The 15,348-nt window shown below is 69.7% G+C and carries 16 protein-coding genes and 1 pseudogene; 13 read left to right on the forward strand and 4 right to left on the reverse strand.

What is annotated here, in order from left to right; translation table 11 throughout:
• Positions 1-4: 4 nt before the first annotated feature.
• Positions 5-1,645 (reverse strand): phosphoglucomutase (alpha-D-glucose-1,6-bisphosphate-dependent), encoded by a 1,641-nt coding sequence (pgm, locus tag GA0115254_RS03920; RefSeq protein ID WP_093893858.1) that lies wholly within the window; start codon positions 1,643-1,645, stop codon positions 5-7.
• A 244-nt stretch (positions 1,646-1,889) separates the two neighbouring features.
• On the opposite strand from pgm, the gene GA0115254_RS03925 reads away from it, so the two are divergent.
• The 3 genes and pseudogenes from GA0115254_RS03925 (at position 1,890) to GA0115254_RS03935 (ending at position 3,349) form a co-directional block, all read left to right on the forward strand.
• Entirely contained in the window at positions 1,890-2,372 is a 483-nt protein-coding gene (locus GA0115254_RS03925) for a GNAT family N-acetyltransferase (protein ID WP_093893874.1), read from the forward strand.
• 318 nt (positions 2,373-2,690) lie between these two features.
• Positions 2,691-2,942, forward strand: a pseudogene (locus GA0115254_RS03930) (alpha-glucosidase); the annotation flags it as partial.
• A gap of 89 nt (positions 2,943-3,031) precedes the next feature.
• Positions 3,032-3,349 carry a cupin domain-containing protein gene (locus GA0115254_RS03935; protein ID WP_093893859.1) on the forward strand — a complete coding sequence of 106 codons (318 nt, stop codon included), beginning with the start codon at positions 3,032-3,034 and terminating at the stop codon, positions 3,347-3,349.
• Here the strand turns inward: GA0115254_RS03935 and GA0115254_RS03940 are convergent.
• Positions 3,339-4,604 (reverse strand): MFS transporter, encoded by a 1,266-nt coding sequence (locus GA0115254_RS03940; protein WP_256102382.1) that lies wholly within the window; start codon positions 4,602-4,604, stop codon positions 3,339-3,341. The genes GA0115254_RS03935 and GA0115254_RS03940 overlap by 11 nt on opposite strands.
• An 80-nt stretch (positions 4,605-4,684) precedes the next feature.
• Between GA0115254_RS03940 and GA0115254_RS03945 the strand changes: the two genes are divergently transcribed.
• Complete coding sequence (locus GA0115254_RS03945; protein ID WP_093893876.1) at positions 4,685-5,560, forward strand: LysR family transcriptional regulator; 876 nt, start codon at positions 4,685-4,687, stop codon at positions 5,558-5,560.
• 149 nt (positions 5,561-5,709) lie between these two features.
• Here the strand turns inward: GA0115254_RS03945 and GA0115254_RS03950 are convergent, their stop codons facing one another.
• Positions 5,710-6,066 (reverse strand): YciI family protein, encoded by a 357-nt coding sequence (locus tag GA0115254_RS03950; RefSeq protein WP_093893860.1) that lies wholly within the window; start codon positions 6,064-6,066, stop codon positions 5,710-5,712.
• Between the two features lie 214 nt (positions 6,067-6,280).
• Between GA0115254_RS03950 and GA0115254_RS03955 the strand changes: the two genes are divergently transcribed.
• Positions 6,281-6,907, forward strand: coding sequence for a GNAT family N-acetyltransferase (locus tag GA0115254_RS03955; protein ID WP_093893861.1), 627 nt, complete (start codon positions 6,281-6,283; stop codon positions 6,905-6,907).
• Positions 6,908-6,946: 39 nt separating this feature from the next.
• On the opposite strand, the gene GA0115254_RS03960 is transcribed toward GA0115254_RS03955, so the two are convergent.
• Positions 6,947-7,447: a GNAT family N-acetyltransferase gene (locus GA0115254_RS03960; RefSeq protein ID WP_093893862.1), complete on the reverse strand. Its 501-nt coding sequence runs from the start codon at positions 7,445-7,447 to the stop codon at positions 6,947-6,949.
• 217 nt (positions 7,448-7,664) lie between these two features.
• On the opposite strand from GA0115254_RS03960, the gene GA0115254_RS03965 reads away from it, so the two are divergent.
• The 8 genes from GA0115254_RS03965 to GA0115254_RS04000 all read left to right on the forward strand — a co-directional run.
• Entirely contained in the window at positions 7,665-8,552 is an 888-nt protein-coding gene (locus GA0115254_RS03965) for an ABC transporter substrate-binding protein (protein WP_093893863.1), read from the forward strand.
• Positions 8,553-8,706: 154 nt separating this feature from the next.
• Positions 8,707-8,970 (forward strand): type B 50S ribosomal protein L31, encoded by a 264-nt coding sequence (locus GA0115254_RS03970; RefSeq protein ID WP_093893864.1) that lies wholly within the window; start codon positions 8,707-8,709, stop codon positions 8,968-8,970.
• A gap of 233 nt (positions 8,971-9,203) precedes the next feature.
• Positions 9,204-10,196 (forward strand): LacI family DNA-binding transcriptional regulator, encoded by a 993-nt coding sequence (locus tag GA0115254_RS03975; RefSeq protein ID WP_176739973.1) that lies wholly within the window; start codon positions 9,204-9,206, stop codon positions 10,194-10,196.
• A gap of 68 nt (positions 10,197-10,264) precedes the next feature.
• Entirely contained in the window at positions 10,265-11,956 is a 1,692-nt protein-coding gene (locus tag GA0115254_RS03980; protein WP_093893866.1) for an ABC transporter substrate-binding protein, read from the forward strand.
• Between the two features lie 78 nt (positions 11,957-12,034).
• Positions 12,035-13,012 carry an ABC transporter permease gene (locus GA0115254_RS03985; RefSeq protein WP_093893867.1) on the forward strand — a complete coding sequence of 326 codons (978 nt, stop codon included), beginning with the start codon at positions 12,035-12,037 and terminating at the stop codon, positions 13,010-13,012.
• Positions 13,013-13,035: 23 nt separating this feature from the next.
• A complete protein-coding gene (locus GA0115254_RS03990) occupies positions 13,036-13,983 on the forward strand; it encodes an ABC transporter permease (protein WP_256102383.1) in 948 nt (315 codons plus the stop codon).
• A 3-nt stretch (positions 13,984-13,986) separates the two neighbouring features.
• Entirely contained in the window at positions 13,987-14,952 is a 966-nt protein-coding gene (locus GA0115254_RS03995) for an ABC transporter ATP-binding protein (protein WP_093893868.1), read from the forward strand.
• Positions 14,949-15,348, forward strand: a 400-nt coding sequence (locus GA0115254_RS04000) for an ATP-binding cassette domain-containing protein (RefSeq protein WP_141720761.1), incomplete at its 3' end; no start/stop codon positions are given. The genes GA0115254_RS03995 and GA0115254_RS04000, both read left to right, overlap by 4 nt.

The following is a 15,348-nucleotide window of genomic DNA, read 5'->3' on the forward strand; positions in this document are numbered from 1 at the left end:
GGACTCAGGCGTCCAGCGCCGCGGAGACCATGGCCTTGGCCTCCTCCTGCACCCGGCCGAGATGGTCGACGCCCAGGAACGACTCGGCATAGATCTTGTACACGTCCTCGGTGCCCGATGGACGGGCGGCGAACCAGGCGTTCTCGGTGGTCACCTTGATGCCGCCGATCGGTGCGCCGTTGCCGGGCGCCTCCGTCAGCACGGCCGTGACGGGTTCACCGGCCAGGGTGTCGGCCGTGACCTGCTCGGGGGAGAGCCGTGCGAGAACCGCCTTCTGCTCGCGGTCGGCGGGGGCGTCGATCCGGGCGTACGCCGGCTCGCCGAACCGGCCGGTGAGTGCCGCGTAGTGCTCGGAGGGGGACGTGCCCGTCACCGCGAGGATCTCGGAGGCGAGCAGCGCCAGGATGATGCCGTCCTTGTCGGTCGTCCACACCGACCCGTCCCGGCGCAGGAAGGACGCCCCGGCCGATTCCTCGCCGCCGAACCCGAGCGAACCGTCGGCCAGTCCGTCCACGAACCACTTGAAGCCGACCGGCACCTCGACCAGCTCACGGCCGAGGCCGGTGGCGACCCGGTCGATCATTCCCGAGGAGACCAGGGTCTTGCCGATGCCCGCTGCGGCCGGCCACTGCTCGCGGTGGGCGTACAGGTAGTTGATGGCGACGGCGAGGTAGTGGTTCGGGTTCATCAGCCCGGCGTCGGGTGTGACGATGCCGTGCCGGTCGGCGTCGGCGTCGTTCCCGGTGGCGATCTGATAGCGGTCGCGCTGCCCGATCAGCGAGGCCATCGCGTACGGCGAGGAGCAGTCCATCCGGATCTTCCCGTCCCAGTCCAGCGTCATGAACCGCCAGGTGGGGTCGGTCAGGGGATTGACCACGGTCAGATCGAGCCGGTGCTGTTCGGCGATGCGGCCCCAGTACGCGACCGACGCTCCGCCCAACGGGTCGGCTCCGATGCGTACTTCTGCCGAGCGGATCGCGTCCAGGTCGACCACGGACGGCAGGTCCGTGACGTAGCTGCCGAGGAAGTCGTACGTCCCGGTGGTCGTCGCCGCCCGTGCGCGGACGTACGGCAGCCGTCGTACGTCCTTCATTCCGGCCGCGATGATCTCGTTGGCCCGCTCCTGGATCCAGCCGGTGGCCTCGGAGCCGGCCGGGCCGCCGTTCGGCGGGTTGTACTTGAACCCGCCGTCACCGGGCGGGTTGTGGGACGGAGTGACCACCACGCCGTCGGCGAGCTGCGAGGTCCGGCCCCGGTTGTGGGTGAGGACGGCGTGCGACACCGCCGGGGTCGGGGTGTAGCCGTCGGCCGGATCGATGAGCACGGTCACGTCATTGGCGGCGAACACCTCGATGGCGGTGATCCGGGCCGGTTCCGACAGCGCATGGGTGTCGGCGCCGAGGAAGAGCGGCCCGTCCGTGCCCTGCAGCGCCCGGTACTCGCTGATGGCCTGGCTGGTGGCGGCGATGTGGTCCTCGTTGAATGCGGTGGTTGTGGACGACCCGCGATGGCCGGAAGTACCGAAGGCCACCCGCTGGCCGGGCTCGGCCGGATCCGGGTGCAGCGTGTAATAAGCCGTGACCAGCCGGGCCACATCGGTGAGATCCTCCGGCCGGGCCGGCTGTCCAGCTCGTTCGTGCGGCATCTGCCCACTCCTCCGTATCGGTCGGTCCTTGCGATCTTCCCCTCCCTTATTTTCATGGGTGGCCTGCGCCGGTCCGCCACTGCCCCGCCGTGGACACGCACCGGCGCGGAGGGGAGGGCCGGCCCGATGAACAGCCCAAATCCTGTGGAGGCGTGGCTCGGCCCGACATATGTTCGTCCAGGATGACGAGCAGTTCACCGCCGATGGCGTCACATGGCGGGTTCCGGACGAACAGGGAGACGAGATGACACCGAACGAGTCCACGGCGGCCGACCGTGTCCTGCTGCGCGAGGCCGCCGCCGAGGACGCGGAGCCGCTCACCCGGCTCTTCCTCGCCTCCCGCGCCGCAGCCATGCCGTACCTGCCGAGGGTGCACAGCGACGAGGACACGCTGGCCTGGATGACCCATGTCGTCCTTCCCGGAACAACGGTGTGGATCGCCGAGACCGGGACCGGGGAGGTGCTGGGGTTCGCCTCCCTCGACGGAACCGAGCTGGAACACCTGTATCTGCGACCCGATGTACGGCGTCGGGGCATCGGCTCGCTGCTCCTGGCCAAGGCGCGCGAGATCGCCCCCGACGAACTCACTCTCTACGTCTTCCAGCGCAACACCGACGCCCGGGCCTTCTACGAGCGGTACGGCTTCACCGCGGTCGGGTTCGACGACGGCAGCCGCAACGAGGAGAAGGAACCGGACGTCAGGTACCGGTGGACCGCGAACGGCTGATGGCCCGCCCCGTCCGGGATGAATGCGCGGGTACATCCATGTCACTTGCGTGGGCTTCCCGGCGATCACGCTCGAGGAACTTCAGCAACTACGGCTCAGGCGTGGGCTCCACGCCCCCGGCGCGGACATCGTCTCCGTCGGGCTCGGCGGCGGTTCCGTCACACTCGACGGAACTTCCATGGCTGGTGGGCATGTTGCCGATGTCGCCGCCCTCTGCAGGCAGAGGAGCCCGGGCGCCACGCCGAGGGCCAATCGCGTTCCGGCTCGACGACCAGTCCACCAGGGACGTCCTGTCCTGCCTGAGCCCGGTTCGCCGAACCGTGTGACCGGATCCGGGACCCGATGCACTTCCGCTCGGGCGGCACCGGCCCGGGACGCGACGGGTGCCGGGCGCCGCTGCCGTGGTCGGCGCAGGCATCGTACGCCGGCTTCGGCTCCACCACGGGGCCGTGGCTTCCGCAGCCGGCCGACCGGTCCTCGTATGCCGCCGACCGGCAGAGCACCGATCCGCAGTCGATGCTCAGCCTCTACCGCGATGCTCTGGGGCTGCGCCGGACCGAGCCGGGCTTCCAGGGGCGGCGGGTTCCGGGCCACGGTGATCCGTGCTGTGGGCCTGCCGCAGGATCGCGGGGGGACGAGGGCTGCGGCACAGTGGGCATATGGACGATCTGAATGCCCTCGCCGACGAGCATCTGACCGCGGCCCGCACCTCGGCACACGGCCGCAGCGCCCACCGTCTGCTGCATGAGGAACCCCTGCGCCAGACCGTCATCGCCCTCACCTCCGGCTCCGCCCTCGACGAGCACAACGCACCCGCCGCGGCCTCCCTCCAGGTGCTCCGCGGCAGAGTGCGCCTCACGGCGCCCTCCGGCGATGTGGAGCTGAGTGCCGGAGGACTCCACCCGATCCCGCAGGAGCGGCACGGGCTGCTGGCGCTGGAGGACGCCGTAGTGCTGCTGACGACCGTCAACGAGTGACGGCAATGGACCCGGGACGTGCGGCGGAGGCCATCCGGACGCGCTCCAGGACCCACAGCACAAGGCTTCCGGCGGCCAGCGAACCGCCCAGCACGCAGATGCCGCTCCAGCCTGCCCGCACCCAGACCACCGAAGCGAGCGCGGCTCCGGCCGCCCCGCCCATGAAGAAGAGCGTCATGAATCCGGAGTTGATCCGGTTGCGGGCCTCCGGGCGGAGCGCGTAGATCACATTCTGGGCGCTGTTGAGCCCTGCCTGCTGGGCGATGTTCAGCGAGATCACCCCGAGCGCCAGCCACAGCAGGGAGGACTCGCCCGCCAGCAGCGGCAGCCAGGAGAGCGTGAGCAGCGCGGCCGCCGTTCCCGACACCGCCTGTACCCGGCCGTGGTCGCTCAACCGGGCCGCGAAGTTCATGCCCACCACACCGATGACGCCCACCAGACCGAAGAGTCCGATGGCGGCCGCGTTCCAGCGGAAAGGGGGCCGGGTCAGCAGAAACGTCAGCGCGGTCAGCTGCACGCTGTACGAGGCCATGGAGAACGCGCCGATGGCTGCCCGCCAGCGCAGCAGAGGCTCCTGCCTGAGCAGGGACAGTGTGGAGCGCAGAAGTCCGGTGTACGACATCGGGGCCGCGTCGCGCTGCCGGGGCAGCCGGGGGAGCCGTTTGTGCAGGAGTATCGCCATGACGGCCATGAGCAGCGCGTTCACCCAGTACGCGGTTCGCCAGCCGCCGAGCTCGGACAGCGCGCCGGAGGCCATCCGCCCGAACAGCCCGCCGAGCAGGACACCGGACATGACGACGCCGACGATCCTGCCGCGTTCGGCCGGGGCCGCGAGCGTCGCCGCGAACGGCACCACGACCTGCGCGCCGACGGAGGTCAGCGCGGTGAGCAGGGTCCCTGCGATCAGCAGGGGGCCGGTGGGGGCAGCGGCCGTGGCCAGGAGGAAGAAGGCGGTCAGCGCGAACAGGCTCACGGCGAGTCGTCGGCGTTCCATGACGTCCCCGAGGGGAACGAGCAGGATCAGGCCCAGCGCGTATCCGGCCTGGGCGGCGGTCACGATCAGCCCCGCCACGGTGACACCGATGTGCAGATTCACCTCGATGATGTCGAGCAGCGGCTGCGCGAAGTAGTTGCCGGCGGCCGAGAGTCCGGCAGCAAGGGCCATCAGCAGGACCAGGCCGCGTCCGAGAGCGGGCGAATCGGGGAGAGTGCGCGGGACGGCCCGGCTTCGGGTCCCGTGTGTGGAATGAGCCATGTCCCTCAGCGTCGGGGATCCACCATCCATGAGTCCAACACATGTTTTTCATTTCATCGATCGTGATTCACGATGGATGGATGGAACTTCAGCAGATGCGTTACGTCGTCGCGGTGGCCGAACTGGGGAACTTCACCCGCGCCGCGAAGAGGTGCCTGGTCGTCCAGTCCGCATTGAGTCATCAGATCGCCCGACTGGAGAAGGAGCTGGGGGCCCGGCTCTTCGACCGCACCAGCCGTCAGGTGCGGCTCACCGCGGCGGGCGAGGCGTTCCTGCCGGAGGCCAGGCAGGCGCTGGACGCGGCGGAGCGGGCCCGTGCCGAAGTGGCCGCCACGGCGGGGGAGGTCCGCGGGCGCCTGGCGGTCGGAGCCATCCCGACCGTCGCGGCGGTCGATATCCCGGCCGCGCTGCGGGCGTTCCACCTCCGCTATCCGAAGGTGCACATCGTCCTGCGTGACGGGGCGAGCAAGGACCTGGTCCAGGAGGTGCGGGACGGCGTGCTCGACGTGGCGTTCCTGGGCGTGCTGCCGAGCTACCGGCCGAAGGGCGTGAGCGATCACGAACTCGCCACGGGCGAACTGGTCGCCGTCGTGGCCCCCACCCACTCCCTGGCCGGCGAGGCGGAAGTGGGTCTGGAACGGCTGGCGAAGGAGATGTTCGTCGACTACCCGGACGGCACCGCGGCCCGGGCGCAGTCGGAAGAGGCGTTCGCGGCGATGGGGCTCACCCGCGAGGTGGCCTTCGAGGTCAGCGGTACCGATTTCATCGTCCGGCTGGTCCGCAGCGGGCTCGGCATCGCCATGCTTCCGGCCGCCTTCGCCGCGGAACTGACCGGCGTACAGGTGCTGCCCGTCCGCGACGCGCCCGCCCGCACGGAGCGGCTGGTCTGGAGCCGCTTCCGCCCCACCCCGGCCGCTGCGGCATTCCTGACCGGACTCGGTGTCGACGCCGGCTGAACACTCCCTTCAGACCTCCGGCAGCGCCCGTCGGCGGCTCCGCAGGAAGTCCCGCTCGGCCGAGTTCTCCGCGCGGTCGACAGGTCCGCCGGCCGGGGAATGCGGAGCGGGTGTGCCTGCCAGGGTGGCAGGACCGGGTGCACCGGCCATCAGCCTTCCGCTTCACCTTCGAACGGGCGGACCTCGATGGGCAGCGTGATAGCCCGTGCGGCCTTGCGGCCCCAGTCGAGGGCGGCATCCGGATCGGGCGCCTTGATGATGCACAGTCCGCCGAGGTACTCCTTCCCCTCGATGTACGGGCCGTCGGTGAGCATCGTGTCGCCGTCCTTCGCCCGCACGACGGTGGCCGTGGTCGGGGAGCTCAGTCCGCCGGCGAACACCCGGGCCCCGGCCTGTTGGAGCTCCTGGTGGAAGCCGTCCACGTTCCGCATGATCTGTTCCAGTGCCTCGGGGGAGGGCGGCTCGCCCTCGGACGGTGTGACCACGCTGAGCAGGTAGTGCTTCATGGTGTGCCTCCTCGGATGCGACGCCGACGGCCTGCCGGTGTCTCACCCTCTATACGAACGGGTACCGCCCTATACAAACGGGTACCGCCCTATACAAACGGGTACCACCCGATACGAACGGGTACCGCCCGGATCGACACGGAACACGGCCGTGCTCGGAGAATTTCTCCCACAAGGCTTGTGGGAGCGCTCCCAGGATCGGCAGGATGAGGAAATGACCCAGCCTGCCGGCCCACGGGCCTACCACCCCGACGACCGTGCGGCCCTCGCGGACATCTGCGTCCGGACGGCCGACAACGGCGGCGACTCCCGGCATCTGTACCCCGACCGGGAGCTGATGCCGTCGATCTTTGCCGCGCCGTACGCCTGCCTCGAACCCGATCTGGCCTTCGTGATCGACGACGGTACGGGCCAAGCGGTCGGCTACATCCTGGGCACCGCGAACACGGCGCAGTTCGTCGAAGCGTTCCGCGGGAAATGGCTGCCGTCGGTCGAGAAGCGCTTCCCGGCGCTCGCCGGCCCGCCGCGGACCCCCAGCGAGGAGATGATCGCCCTTCTGCACGACCCGGAGCGGATGATCCTCCCCGAACTGGCGGCCCATCCCGCGCACTTGCACATCGATCTGCTGCCCGCCTGGCAGCGGAGGGGGTACGGCAGAGCGCTGATGCGTACGTTCCTGGCCGCGCTGCGGGCCAAGGAAGTCGATGCCGTGCATCTGTCCATGCTCACGTCCAACGCCCCGGCCAGGGCCTTCTACGACCGCCTCGGCTTCGGCGAGATCCAGGTGCCGGACCCCGGACCCGTCACCTACCTGGGGCGCACCACCGAAGCGGACCTGTAGCGGTCCTCCGGCATCGGGGGGACGACGCCCGGCGCCCGCTCACACGGTGCGCTCCATGAAAACCAACCCGTCCCGCGCGTCCCACGGTTCAGTGATCCCGAAGCCGAGGCGCTCGTACAGGGCGATGGCGCCCGTGCGCCACTTCCATACGGAGAGCCGAACCGTGCCGACTCCGCTCTGTTCGGCGTGCGCCAGTGCGGCGCTCATCAGATGGGAGGCGACGCCGCGTCCCCGGAACTCCGGATCGGTCCACAGGCGCTTGATCTCCGACCGCCCCTCGACGGCGGCGGTGACCACGACACAGCCCACAGGGGTCTCACCACTCAGGGCCAGCAGCACGACATCGTCGTGGAACACCGTCCGTGGGTCCGAGATCTCGGCCCGGTACCGGTCGGGCAGCTCGGCCGCGCCGGCGACGGCCTCGCCCTTCTCGGCCTGGGTCCGCAGGTGGTAGGCCGCCAGCAGTCGGGCCGGCCCGCCCTCGGTAACACCGTGCCGGCCCGGCCAGCGGACGACGACGATGTCGGATCGACCAGTCATGCCATCAGCATCACACGCACGCCCCGACGACCGGCCGGGCGGTCCTCGGCCGGGGCGGGGTCCGTGCCGGGGCGCCGACCCCGGCCATCCGCGGGCGTCTTCGCGTCATCTGTACCGGACCGGCCATGGGAGGGGGTGTCACGGGGGCCGGCTGGGCAGGTACTGGTGTACGACCCGGAAAACGGGGCGAAGCGGCCGGTGCCGAGGGATGTGTGACGTGAGGGAGCAGACCGTGTGGCAGTTCTCCGACGATCGTGGGCAGTTGTCGACCGCCGGGCGGTGCCCGACGCGGGTGCTCGCCTATGTCCAGGCAGGAGCGACCCTGTGGGACCACGGGATACGTCCGAGCGCAATATTCGGCTCCGATCACGACGACGAAGCCGCGCCGGACGCGGCGAAGACCGGATCGATGTCGCTGACCGGGGTCGGCTACCTCGGCGCGGGCAGCACCTTGGACGTGGACACCCTGCTGAGCGGAGAGCCGGACCTCGTGGTGGCCGTCAGCTACGGCGGCGGTCATGTCTACGGGCTCGCCCCGGAGACCGCCAAGCATCTGGAGGAGCACGTCCCGGTCGTCGTCATCGACGTGGGCCAGGCCCGCACCCTCGCGGAGATCGGTGACCGGTTCGTGCAGCTGGCGCGCTCGCTCGGCGCCGAGGAGGCCACGACGGCGACACAGGACCTGGAGGCTGCCCGGGACCGGCTGCGCACACTCGCTTCCGGACCGGACCGGCCCAGGGTGGTCGCCCTTTCCCCGGCCGGGCAGGACCGGACGCACCTCGCCCGCCCCCGCATGTGGCCCGAGCTGCGTGTGCTGGCCGAGCTCGGCGTCGACCTGGTGGAGCCGGCCGAGGGGCCCGGCGCGAACTGGTCCACGGTCGGCTGGGCGGACGCCGCGGCGTTGCGCCCCGCCATCGTGCTCGCCGACATCCGTGCCAACGCCACACCCCTGGGCGAGCTCCGGACGAACGAGGAGTGGTCGGCGATCGAGCGCGTCGCCCGGGTGCTGCCCTGGAATCCGGAGCCGGTCTGCAGTCCGCAGGCCCATGCACGGTTCCTGGCACTCGTGGCCGACGCGTTGGAGGCCGCCGCCCACCGGAACTGAAGTCGGGCGGCCACAGGGTGTGGCCGCCCCGCCCGCCGCACGGGCCGAGTGTGCCGATGCCCCGTACGGACGCTTCCGATCGCGCCGGTCGCCCCGGTTCGCGAGGCTGGCCACGAGCGTCCCGAGCCGACACCGCACGTCCCCAGGAGCAGGCATGCAGCAGGACAAGCACCCGCCCTACCGTCCCGTCGTCTTCCGCGACCGTTCGGCGGGCTACGCCTTTCTGACCCGGTCCACCGCTTCGAGCGAGCAGACGATCGACTGGGACGACGGCAACAGCTACCCCGTCATCGATGTGGAGATCTCCGCGGAGAGCCACCCGTTCTACACCGGGCAGGCTCGCGTGGTCGACTCCGAGGGGCAGGTCGCCAAGTTCGAGCGCCGGTACGGGGCGGAGGGGAGCGAGGACGCCACCTGACCCGCGTACGGGCCCGAGACGGCCCGCGTACGGACCCGAGTCCCCCGGCCCTTCTCAGGAGGCCGGGGGACTCTGTCCGTCACACCTCTTGACACTGCTGGCCAACCCCTCGTAACTTGCCTGCAACATCGTACTAACGCGCGTTACTAAAGCGCGTAACCAGAGCGAGGCCCGCTGTCGGCGGGACGCAGGGGGTATCCGAAGTGGCCACGAACAAGGCGCGACGCGTGACGATGAGCGATGTCGCCCGCCATGCCGGCGTCTCGCGCACCACCGTCTCCTTCGTCCTCAACGAGCGCGCCGACGCCGGCATCCCCGAGGAGACCCGGGTTCGCGTCCGGGCCTCGATCGAGGAGCTCGGCTACCGGCCCAACGCCGGTGCGAGGGCGCTCGCCGCCAAGCGGAGCGAGTGGTACGGCCTGATCACCGAAATCGTCACCGCGCCGTTCGCCGTGGATGTGATCAAGGGAGCGCAGGACCGGGCCTGGGCCGAGGAGAAGTTTCTGCTCATCACCGCGGGGGACCGGGATCCCGCCATGGAGGCCGCCGCCTTCGACAAGCTGCTCGAACAGCGTGCCGAAGGGCTGCTGTACGCCACGACCTGGCACCGCGCGGTGACACTGCCACCCGCCGCCCGCGAAGTGCCGGTCGTTCTGGTGAACTGCTTCGACGCGGACGGCGCACTGCCCTCCGTCGTGCCCGACGAGGTGGCGGGCGGCCACACCGCGACCCGGCGGCTGCTCGACGCGGGCCACCGCCGCATCGGGTTCATCAACCTCGACGCGGGCATCCCGGCCGCCGTCGGACGGCGCCAGGGGTACGAACAGGCCCTGCGCGAAGCCGGTTCGGACATCGACGACAGCCTCGTCGTACCGGGACATGCCACCGCCGACGGCGGGTACGCCGCCGCCTGCGAACTGCTCGACCGCGAGGACGGCCGCCGCCCCACGGCGCTGTTCTGCGGGAACGACCGGACGGCGATGGGCGCCTACGACGCCATCAAGGAACGCGGACTGCGGATCCCGGACGACATCGCCGTCATCGGATTCGACAACCAGGAACTCATCGCCGCCTACCTGCGGCCCGGCCTCACCACGGTCGCCCTGCCCTTCGAGGCCATGGGAGCCAAGGGCGTGGACATGCTCGGCGCTCTCACAGCGGGACAGCCGCTCACCACCACACAGGTGACGGTCGACTGCCCGCTGATCGAACGCTCGTCGGTCTGACTGCGAATCAGTCCGACGGGAATCCTCACCCGTCTTCGGCCAATTGAAGAGAGAGAAGAAAACACATTATGGCACCGTCGATACGTGCCCGGCGCCTCCGGCCCGCAGCGCTCGCCGCCCCCGTCGCCGCCGCGGCCCTGCTGCTCACGGCTTGCAGCGGCACGGGCACGAACGCCGCGGGGGACACCTCCGGTCATCAGCTCCTGACGATTCCCCGCGAGGACTTCGCGACCTTCACCCGGAACTTCAACCCGTTCGCCCCCGGCCAGGTGGTGGCCCCCATGACCACCCAGGCCATCTACGAGGCGATGCTCGTCTACAACCCGGCCGACGGGAAGGCCACCCCCTGGCTGGCCACCTCCTGGGAGACGTCCACGGACGGAAGGACCGTGACGTTCACCCTGCGCGACGGCGTCAAGTGGTCCGACGGCAAGCCGCTGACCGCCGAGGACGTCGCGTACACCTTCGGTCTGCAGAAGAAGCTGCTCGGCGGTTACGAGTACCTGCGGACGGCGAAGGCCGAGGGCACTCACAAGGTCGTCCTCTCCCTCACCAAGCCCTACTCGCCCGGTCTGTTCGAGCTGGGCAAGCAGATCATCGTGCCCAAGCACATCTGGGAGAAGGTCAAGGACCCGGCGAAGGACACCAACCCGAACCCCGTCGGCACCGGCCCGTACACCAAGGTCGCCAACTTCCAGAGCCAGTCGTACGAGCTCCGCAGGAACCCCGAGTACTGGCAGCCGGAGAAGCAGCGGATCGACGGCATCCGGGTGCTCGGCTTCTCCGGCAACGACAGCGCCAATCTGGCCTTTGTCAACGGTGAGGCGGACTGGACCCAGTCGTTCATCCCCGATGTCGAGAAGAGCTTCGTGGCCAAGGACCCGAAGCACAACAAGTACTGGTACCCCAGGACCGGTTCGATGGTCGACTGGACGATGAACACCACCAAGGCGCCGTTCGACGACCCGAACGTGCGCAAGGCGCTCAGCCAGGCCGTCGACCGCGAGAGCGTCACCGAGGTCGGCATGAACGGATACACACAGCCCGCCGACTGCACTGGCCTGTCCGGTGGTTACGACAAGTGGCGCGACAAGACCCTCGCCGGCTCCTGTACCTGGACGAAGCACGACGCCGCAGCGGCTGCGAAGGCGCTCGACGAAGCCGGCTACAGGAAGGGCCCCGACGGCAAGCGGAAGCTCAGGAACGGAAAGCCGTTCACGTTCGACATCTCGGTCGGCTCCGCATCCTCCGACTGGCTGTCAGTCGCCAACATCATCAAGCAGAACCTTGCCGGGATCGGTGTCACCGCGAAGGTGAAGTCCCCGGACTGGGCCGCGGTCGTCAGCGACTACGAGACCGGTGACTACGACACCGGCATCGTCTGGAGCGACAACGGCGCCACGCCGTTCCAGTTCTACCGGACCACCATGGGCACCGAATCGGTCAAGCCCGTCGGTACCAAGGCGGTCAGCAACTACCACCGCTTCGGCGACAAGAAGGCCGACACGCTCCTCGACCGGTTCGCCGCCGCTCCCGACGAGGCCGGGCAGCGCAGCGCGGTCGACGGGCTGCAGAAGCTGTTCGCCGAGGACGCGCCCGTCGTACCGCTCTTCCCGGGACCGGAGTGGGGCGCGTACACCGACACCCGCTTCACCGGCTGGCCCACCGAGGACAATCCGTACGCCACGCTCACCAACCGCGGCGACACCACCGTCCTCGTCCTGACGAGCCTGAAGCCCGTCAAGAACCAACAGCGCTGACACCCCGTCACTCCGGTGGCCCGCCCGCGCCGACATCACGGGCGGGCCACCGGCCCTCATAGATTCGGAGGGGGACCAGTGCGTTACATCCTGCGCAACCTGGGCTTCTATCTGCTGGCCTTCTGGGCCTCCATCACCCTGAACTTCATGCTGCCCCGCTTCATGCCGGGCGACCCCGTCTCCCGGATGTTCGCCCGCTCCCAGAGCCAGATGCAGCCGGAACAGATCGACCAGCTCCGCCGGCTCTTCGGCCTCGACCACCGGCCGGTGTGGCAGCAGTACCTCGACTACATCAAGGACGTCTGCACCGGGAACATGGGCATCTCCATCTCCCGCTTCCCGACCCCGGTCTCCGAGGTCATCGCCTCCCAGATCGGCTGGACGCTGCTGCTCGGCGGCACCGCCCTCGTCGTCGCCGTCGTCATCGGCAACCTGCTGGGCATCGTCGCCGCGTGGCGGCGCGGCGGTGTGCTCGACTCGGTGTTCCCGCCGCTGCTGGTCTTCGCCGGCTCGTTCCCGTACTTCTGGCTCGCCATGGGCGCGCTCTACCTCTTCGGCATGACGCTCGGCTGGTTCCCCATGCGGCACGCCTTCGACGTCGGCCTCAGCCCGGACCTGTCCTGGGCATTCGTCTCCAACGCGGCCTCGCACCTCTTCCTGCCCGCGCTGACCATCGTCCTGGTGTCGATCGGCGGCTGGATGCTAGGCATGCGCAACACCATGATCGCGACGGTTGCCGAGGACTACATCACGATGGCCGAGGCCAAGGGCCTCAGCCCGAGCCGGATCATGTTCCGGTACGCGGCCCGCAACGCGATGCTCCCTTCCGTCACCAACTTCGGCATGGCGCTCGGATTCGTGGTCGGCGGCGCGCTGCTCACCGAGGTCGTCTTCGCCTACCCGGGCGTCGGCTTCCAGCTGCTCGCCGCCGTCCAGGGCCTCGACTACCCGCTGATGCAGGGGATCTTCCTCACCATCACCGCCGCCGTACTGGTCGCCAACTTCCTCGTCGACCTCGTCCATGTCCGTCTCGACCCGCGTGTGCGCGTCCGCTGAGCGGCCGGAGAAGGAGAAGACCCATGAGCGTCCTCGACTCCCGCACGGGGCCCGCCGCACCACCGGCCGTGCCGCCGGCCGCCGCGACCCCGAAGTCCCGGAGAGCCCGGGCCAGGCTGCTGCGGTCCCTGCTCGCCAACCGCAAGGCACTGTTCGGCGCCGTCGTCCTGGTGGTGTTCGTCCTGCTGGCCCTGCTGGCACCCGTGATCGCCCCCGGCGACCCGTCGAAGATCAACAGCCTGGGCGCCGGCTCCCCGTCGGCGTCCCATCTGCTCGGGACGACCGCCAAAGGGCAGGACGTCCTCGCACTGACCCTGTGGGGCGCACGCAGCTCGCTGCTCGTCGGCTTCTGTGTCGGGATCGCCGCGACCGCCCTCGCCGTACTCGTCGGCATGGCCTGCGCCTACTTCGGCCGGATCGTCGACGATGTGCTCTCCCTCGTCACCAACATCTTCCTGCTGGTGCCCGGAGTGCCGTTGCTCGTCGTCCTCGCCGCGTTCATGCCGCCGGGCAGGGTGACCGTCATCCTGGTCCTCGTCGTCACCGGCTGGGCGGGCTCCGCGCGGGTGCTGCGCGCCCAGGCCAAGTCGATCCGCGGCAAGGACTTCGTCGCCGCGTCCGTCGTCACCGGTGAACGGGCGATACGGATCATGTTCCGGGAGATCCTGCCCAACATGGCCTCCGTCGTCATGACGACGCTGCTGGGCTGCGTCATCTTCGGCATCGGTGCCCAGGCGGGCCTCGAATTCCTCGGCCTCGGCGACGCCTCCGTCGTCAGCTGGGGCACCAACCTCTACTGGGCCGGAAACGACGGCGCACTGATGACCGGCGCCTGGTGGGTGTTCGTACCCTCCGGCCTCTGCATCGCCCTCGTCGCCTTCGCCCTCGCGATGGTCAACTACGCGGTCGACGAGATCACCAACCCGCGACTGCGCGCACGCCGCGCCAAGAACCGCAACCGGAAGGGCTGAACGATGACTGTGCCCTCTCAGAACCCCGTACTCGATGTACGGAACCTGCGCGTCGAGTACGGCGGGGACGGCCGCAGCGTCGTCGGCGCCGACAGCGTCTCCTTCACCATCGGTGCCGGTGAGATCTTCGGCCTCGCCGGGGAGTCCGGCTGCGGCAAGTCGACCGTCGCCAACGCACTGATGCGCCTGCTCAAACCGCCCGCGCGGATCACCGCGGGATCGGTCACGTTCAAGGGCCGGGACGTCCTCGCCATGGACCCGCGCGAACTGCGCGCCTTCCGCTGGCGAGAGATCGCCATGGTCTTCCAGTCCGCGATGAACTCGCTCAACCCGGTCCTCACCGTCGGCGAGCAGATCGGCGACATCTTCACCACCCACGAGCGCATGAGGAAGCGCCGGGCCCGGGAGCGCTCCGGTGAACTCCTCGAACTCGTCGGCATCGACCCGGCAAGGCTCAAGTCGTACCCGCACCAGCTCTCCGGCGGTATGCGCCAGCGCGTCGTCATCGCGATGGCCGTCGCCCTGAAACCGGCGCTGCTCATCATGGACGAGCCGACCACCGCCCTGGACGTGGTGGTCCAGCAGGAGATCATGGCGCAGATCGGCGACCTCCAGCGCGAACTGGGTTTCTCCGTGCTCTTCATCACCCACGACATGTCCCTGATGGTCGAACTCTCCCACCGGATGGGCGTGATGTACGGCGGCCGGCTCGTCGAACTCGCACCGGCCAAGGAACTCTTCGCCGACCCGCTGCACCCGTACACCCGGGCACTCATGAACGCCTTCCCGCCGCTCACCGGACCGCGCGCAGAGCTCACCGGCCTCGCCGATCTGCCGCGTACGCAAGCGAGCTGCGGCTTCCACGCCCACTGCCCCGACGACCGGTCGGACTGCTCGACCAACATCCCCGATCTGCGCGAGGTGGCCGCCGGCCGCTTCGTCGCCCGTACCGGTGGAGGCACGCGATGACGGCCCCGGACACCGCGACCCGCACCCCGCTGATGAGCGTGCGCGGACTGACCAAGGACTTCCGGACGGGCGGGCTGTTCTCCCGCGACCGCCACCGGGCCCTGAACGCCGTCGACCTCGACATCCCGCACGGGAAGATCGTGGCCCTCGTCGGAGAGTCCGGCAGCGGCAAATCCACCCTCGCCCGCTGTCTCGCCCGGCTCGAGCAGCCGACCTCCGGCCAGGTCCTGCTGGACGGCCAGGACGTGCTGAAGACCCAGAAGCGCGGAGCGTCCCGCGCCTACCGGGGCACCGTCCAGATGGTGTTCCAGGACCCCTTCGGCTCCCTCAACCCCGTCCACCGTGTCGAGCACTTCCTGCGCCGGGCCCTGCTGGTGCACGGCCGGCCCGCCGGCG

Source organism: Streptomyces sp. Ncost-T10-10d, from assembly GCF_900091955.1.
Classification (GTDB): Bacteria; Actinomycetota; Actinomycetes; order Streptomycetales; family Streptomycetaceae; genus Streptomyces.

What these genes read in the sequence shown, in the direction of transcription:
- GA0115254_RS03980 (WP_093893866.1), top strand. Translation starts at nt 10,265, where the DNA reads ATGGCACCGTCGATACGTGCCCGGCGCCTCCGGCCCGCAGCGCTCGCC.
- GA0115254_RS03975 (WP_176739973.1), top strand. Translation starts at nt 9,204, where the DNA reads ATGAGCGATGTCGCCCGCCATGCCGGCGTCTCGCGCACCACCGTCTCC.
- GA0115254_RS03950 (WP_093893860.1), bottom strand. Translation starts at nt 6,066, where the DNA reads ATGAAGCACTACCTGCTCAGCGTGGTCACACCGTCCGAGGGCGAGCCG.
- GA0115254_RS03995 (WP_093893868.1), top strand. Translation starts at nt 13,987, where the DNA reads ATGACTGTGCCCTCTCAGAACCCCGTACTCGATGTACGGAACCTGCGC.
- GA0115254_RS03990 (WP_256102383.1), top strand. Translation starts at nt 13,036, where the DNA reads ATGAGCGTCCTCGACTCCCGCACGGGGCCCGCCGCACCACCGGCCGTG.
- GA0115254_RS03955 (WP_093893861.1), top strand. Translation starts at nt 6,281, where the DNA reads ATGACCCAGCCTGCCGGCCCACGGGCCTACCACCCCGACGACCGTGCG.
- GA0115254_RS03960 (WP_093893862.1), bottom strand. Translation starts at nt 7,447, where the DNA reads ATGACTGGTCGATCCGACATCGTCGTCGTCCGCTGGCCGGGCCGGCAC.
- GA0115254_RS03940 (WP_256102382.1), bottom strand. Translation starts at nt 4,604, where the DNA reads ATGGCTCATTCCACACACGGGACCCGAAGCCGGGCCGTCCCGCGCACT.
- GA0115254_RS03935 (WP_093893859.1), top strand. Translation starts at nt 3,032, where the DNA reads ATGGACGATCTGAATGCCCTCGCCGACGAGCATCTGACCGCGGCCCGC.
- pgm (WP_093893858.1), bottom strand. Translation starts at nt 1,645, where the DNA reads ATGCCGCACGAACGAGCTGGACAGCCGGCCCGGCCGGAGGATCTCACC.
- GA0115254_RS03970 (WP_093893864.1), top strand. Translation starts at nt 8,707, where the DNA reads ATGCAGCAGGACAAGCACCCGCCCTACCGTCCCGTCGTCTTCCGCGAC.
- GA0115254_RS03945 (WP_093893876.1), top strand. Translation starts at nt 4,685, where the DNA reads ATGGAACTTCAGCAGATGCGTTACGTCGTCGCGGTGGCCGAACTGGGG.
- GA0115254_RS03925 (WP_093893874.1), top strand. Translation starts at nt 1,890, where the DNA reads ATGACACCGAACGAGTCCACGGCGGCCGACCGTGTCCTGCTGCGCGAG.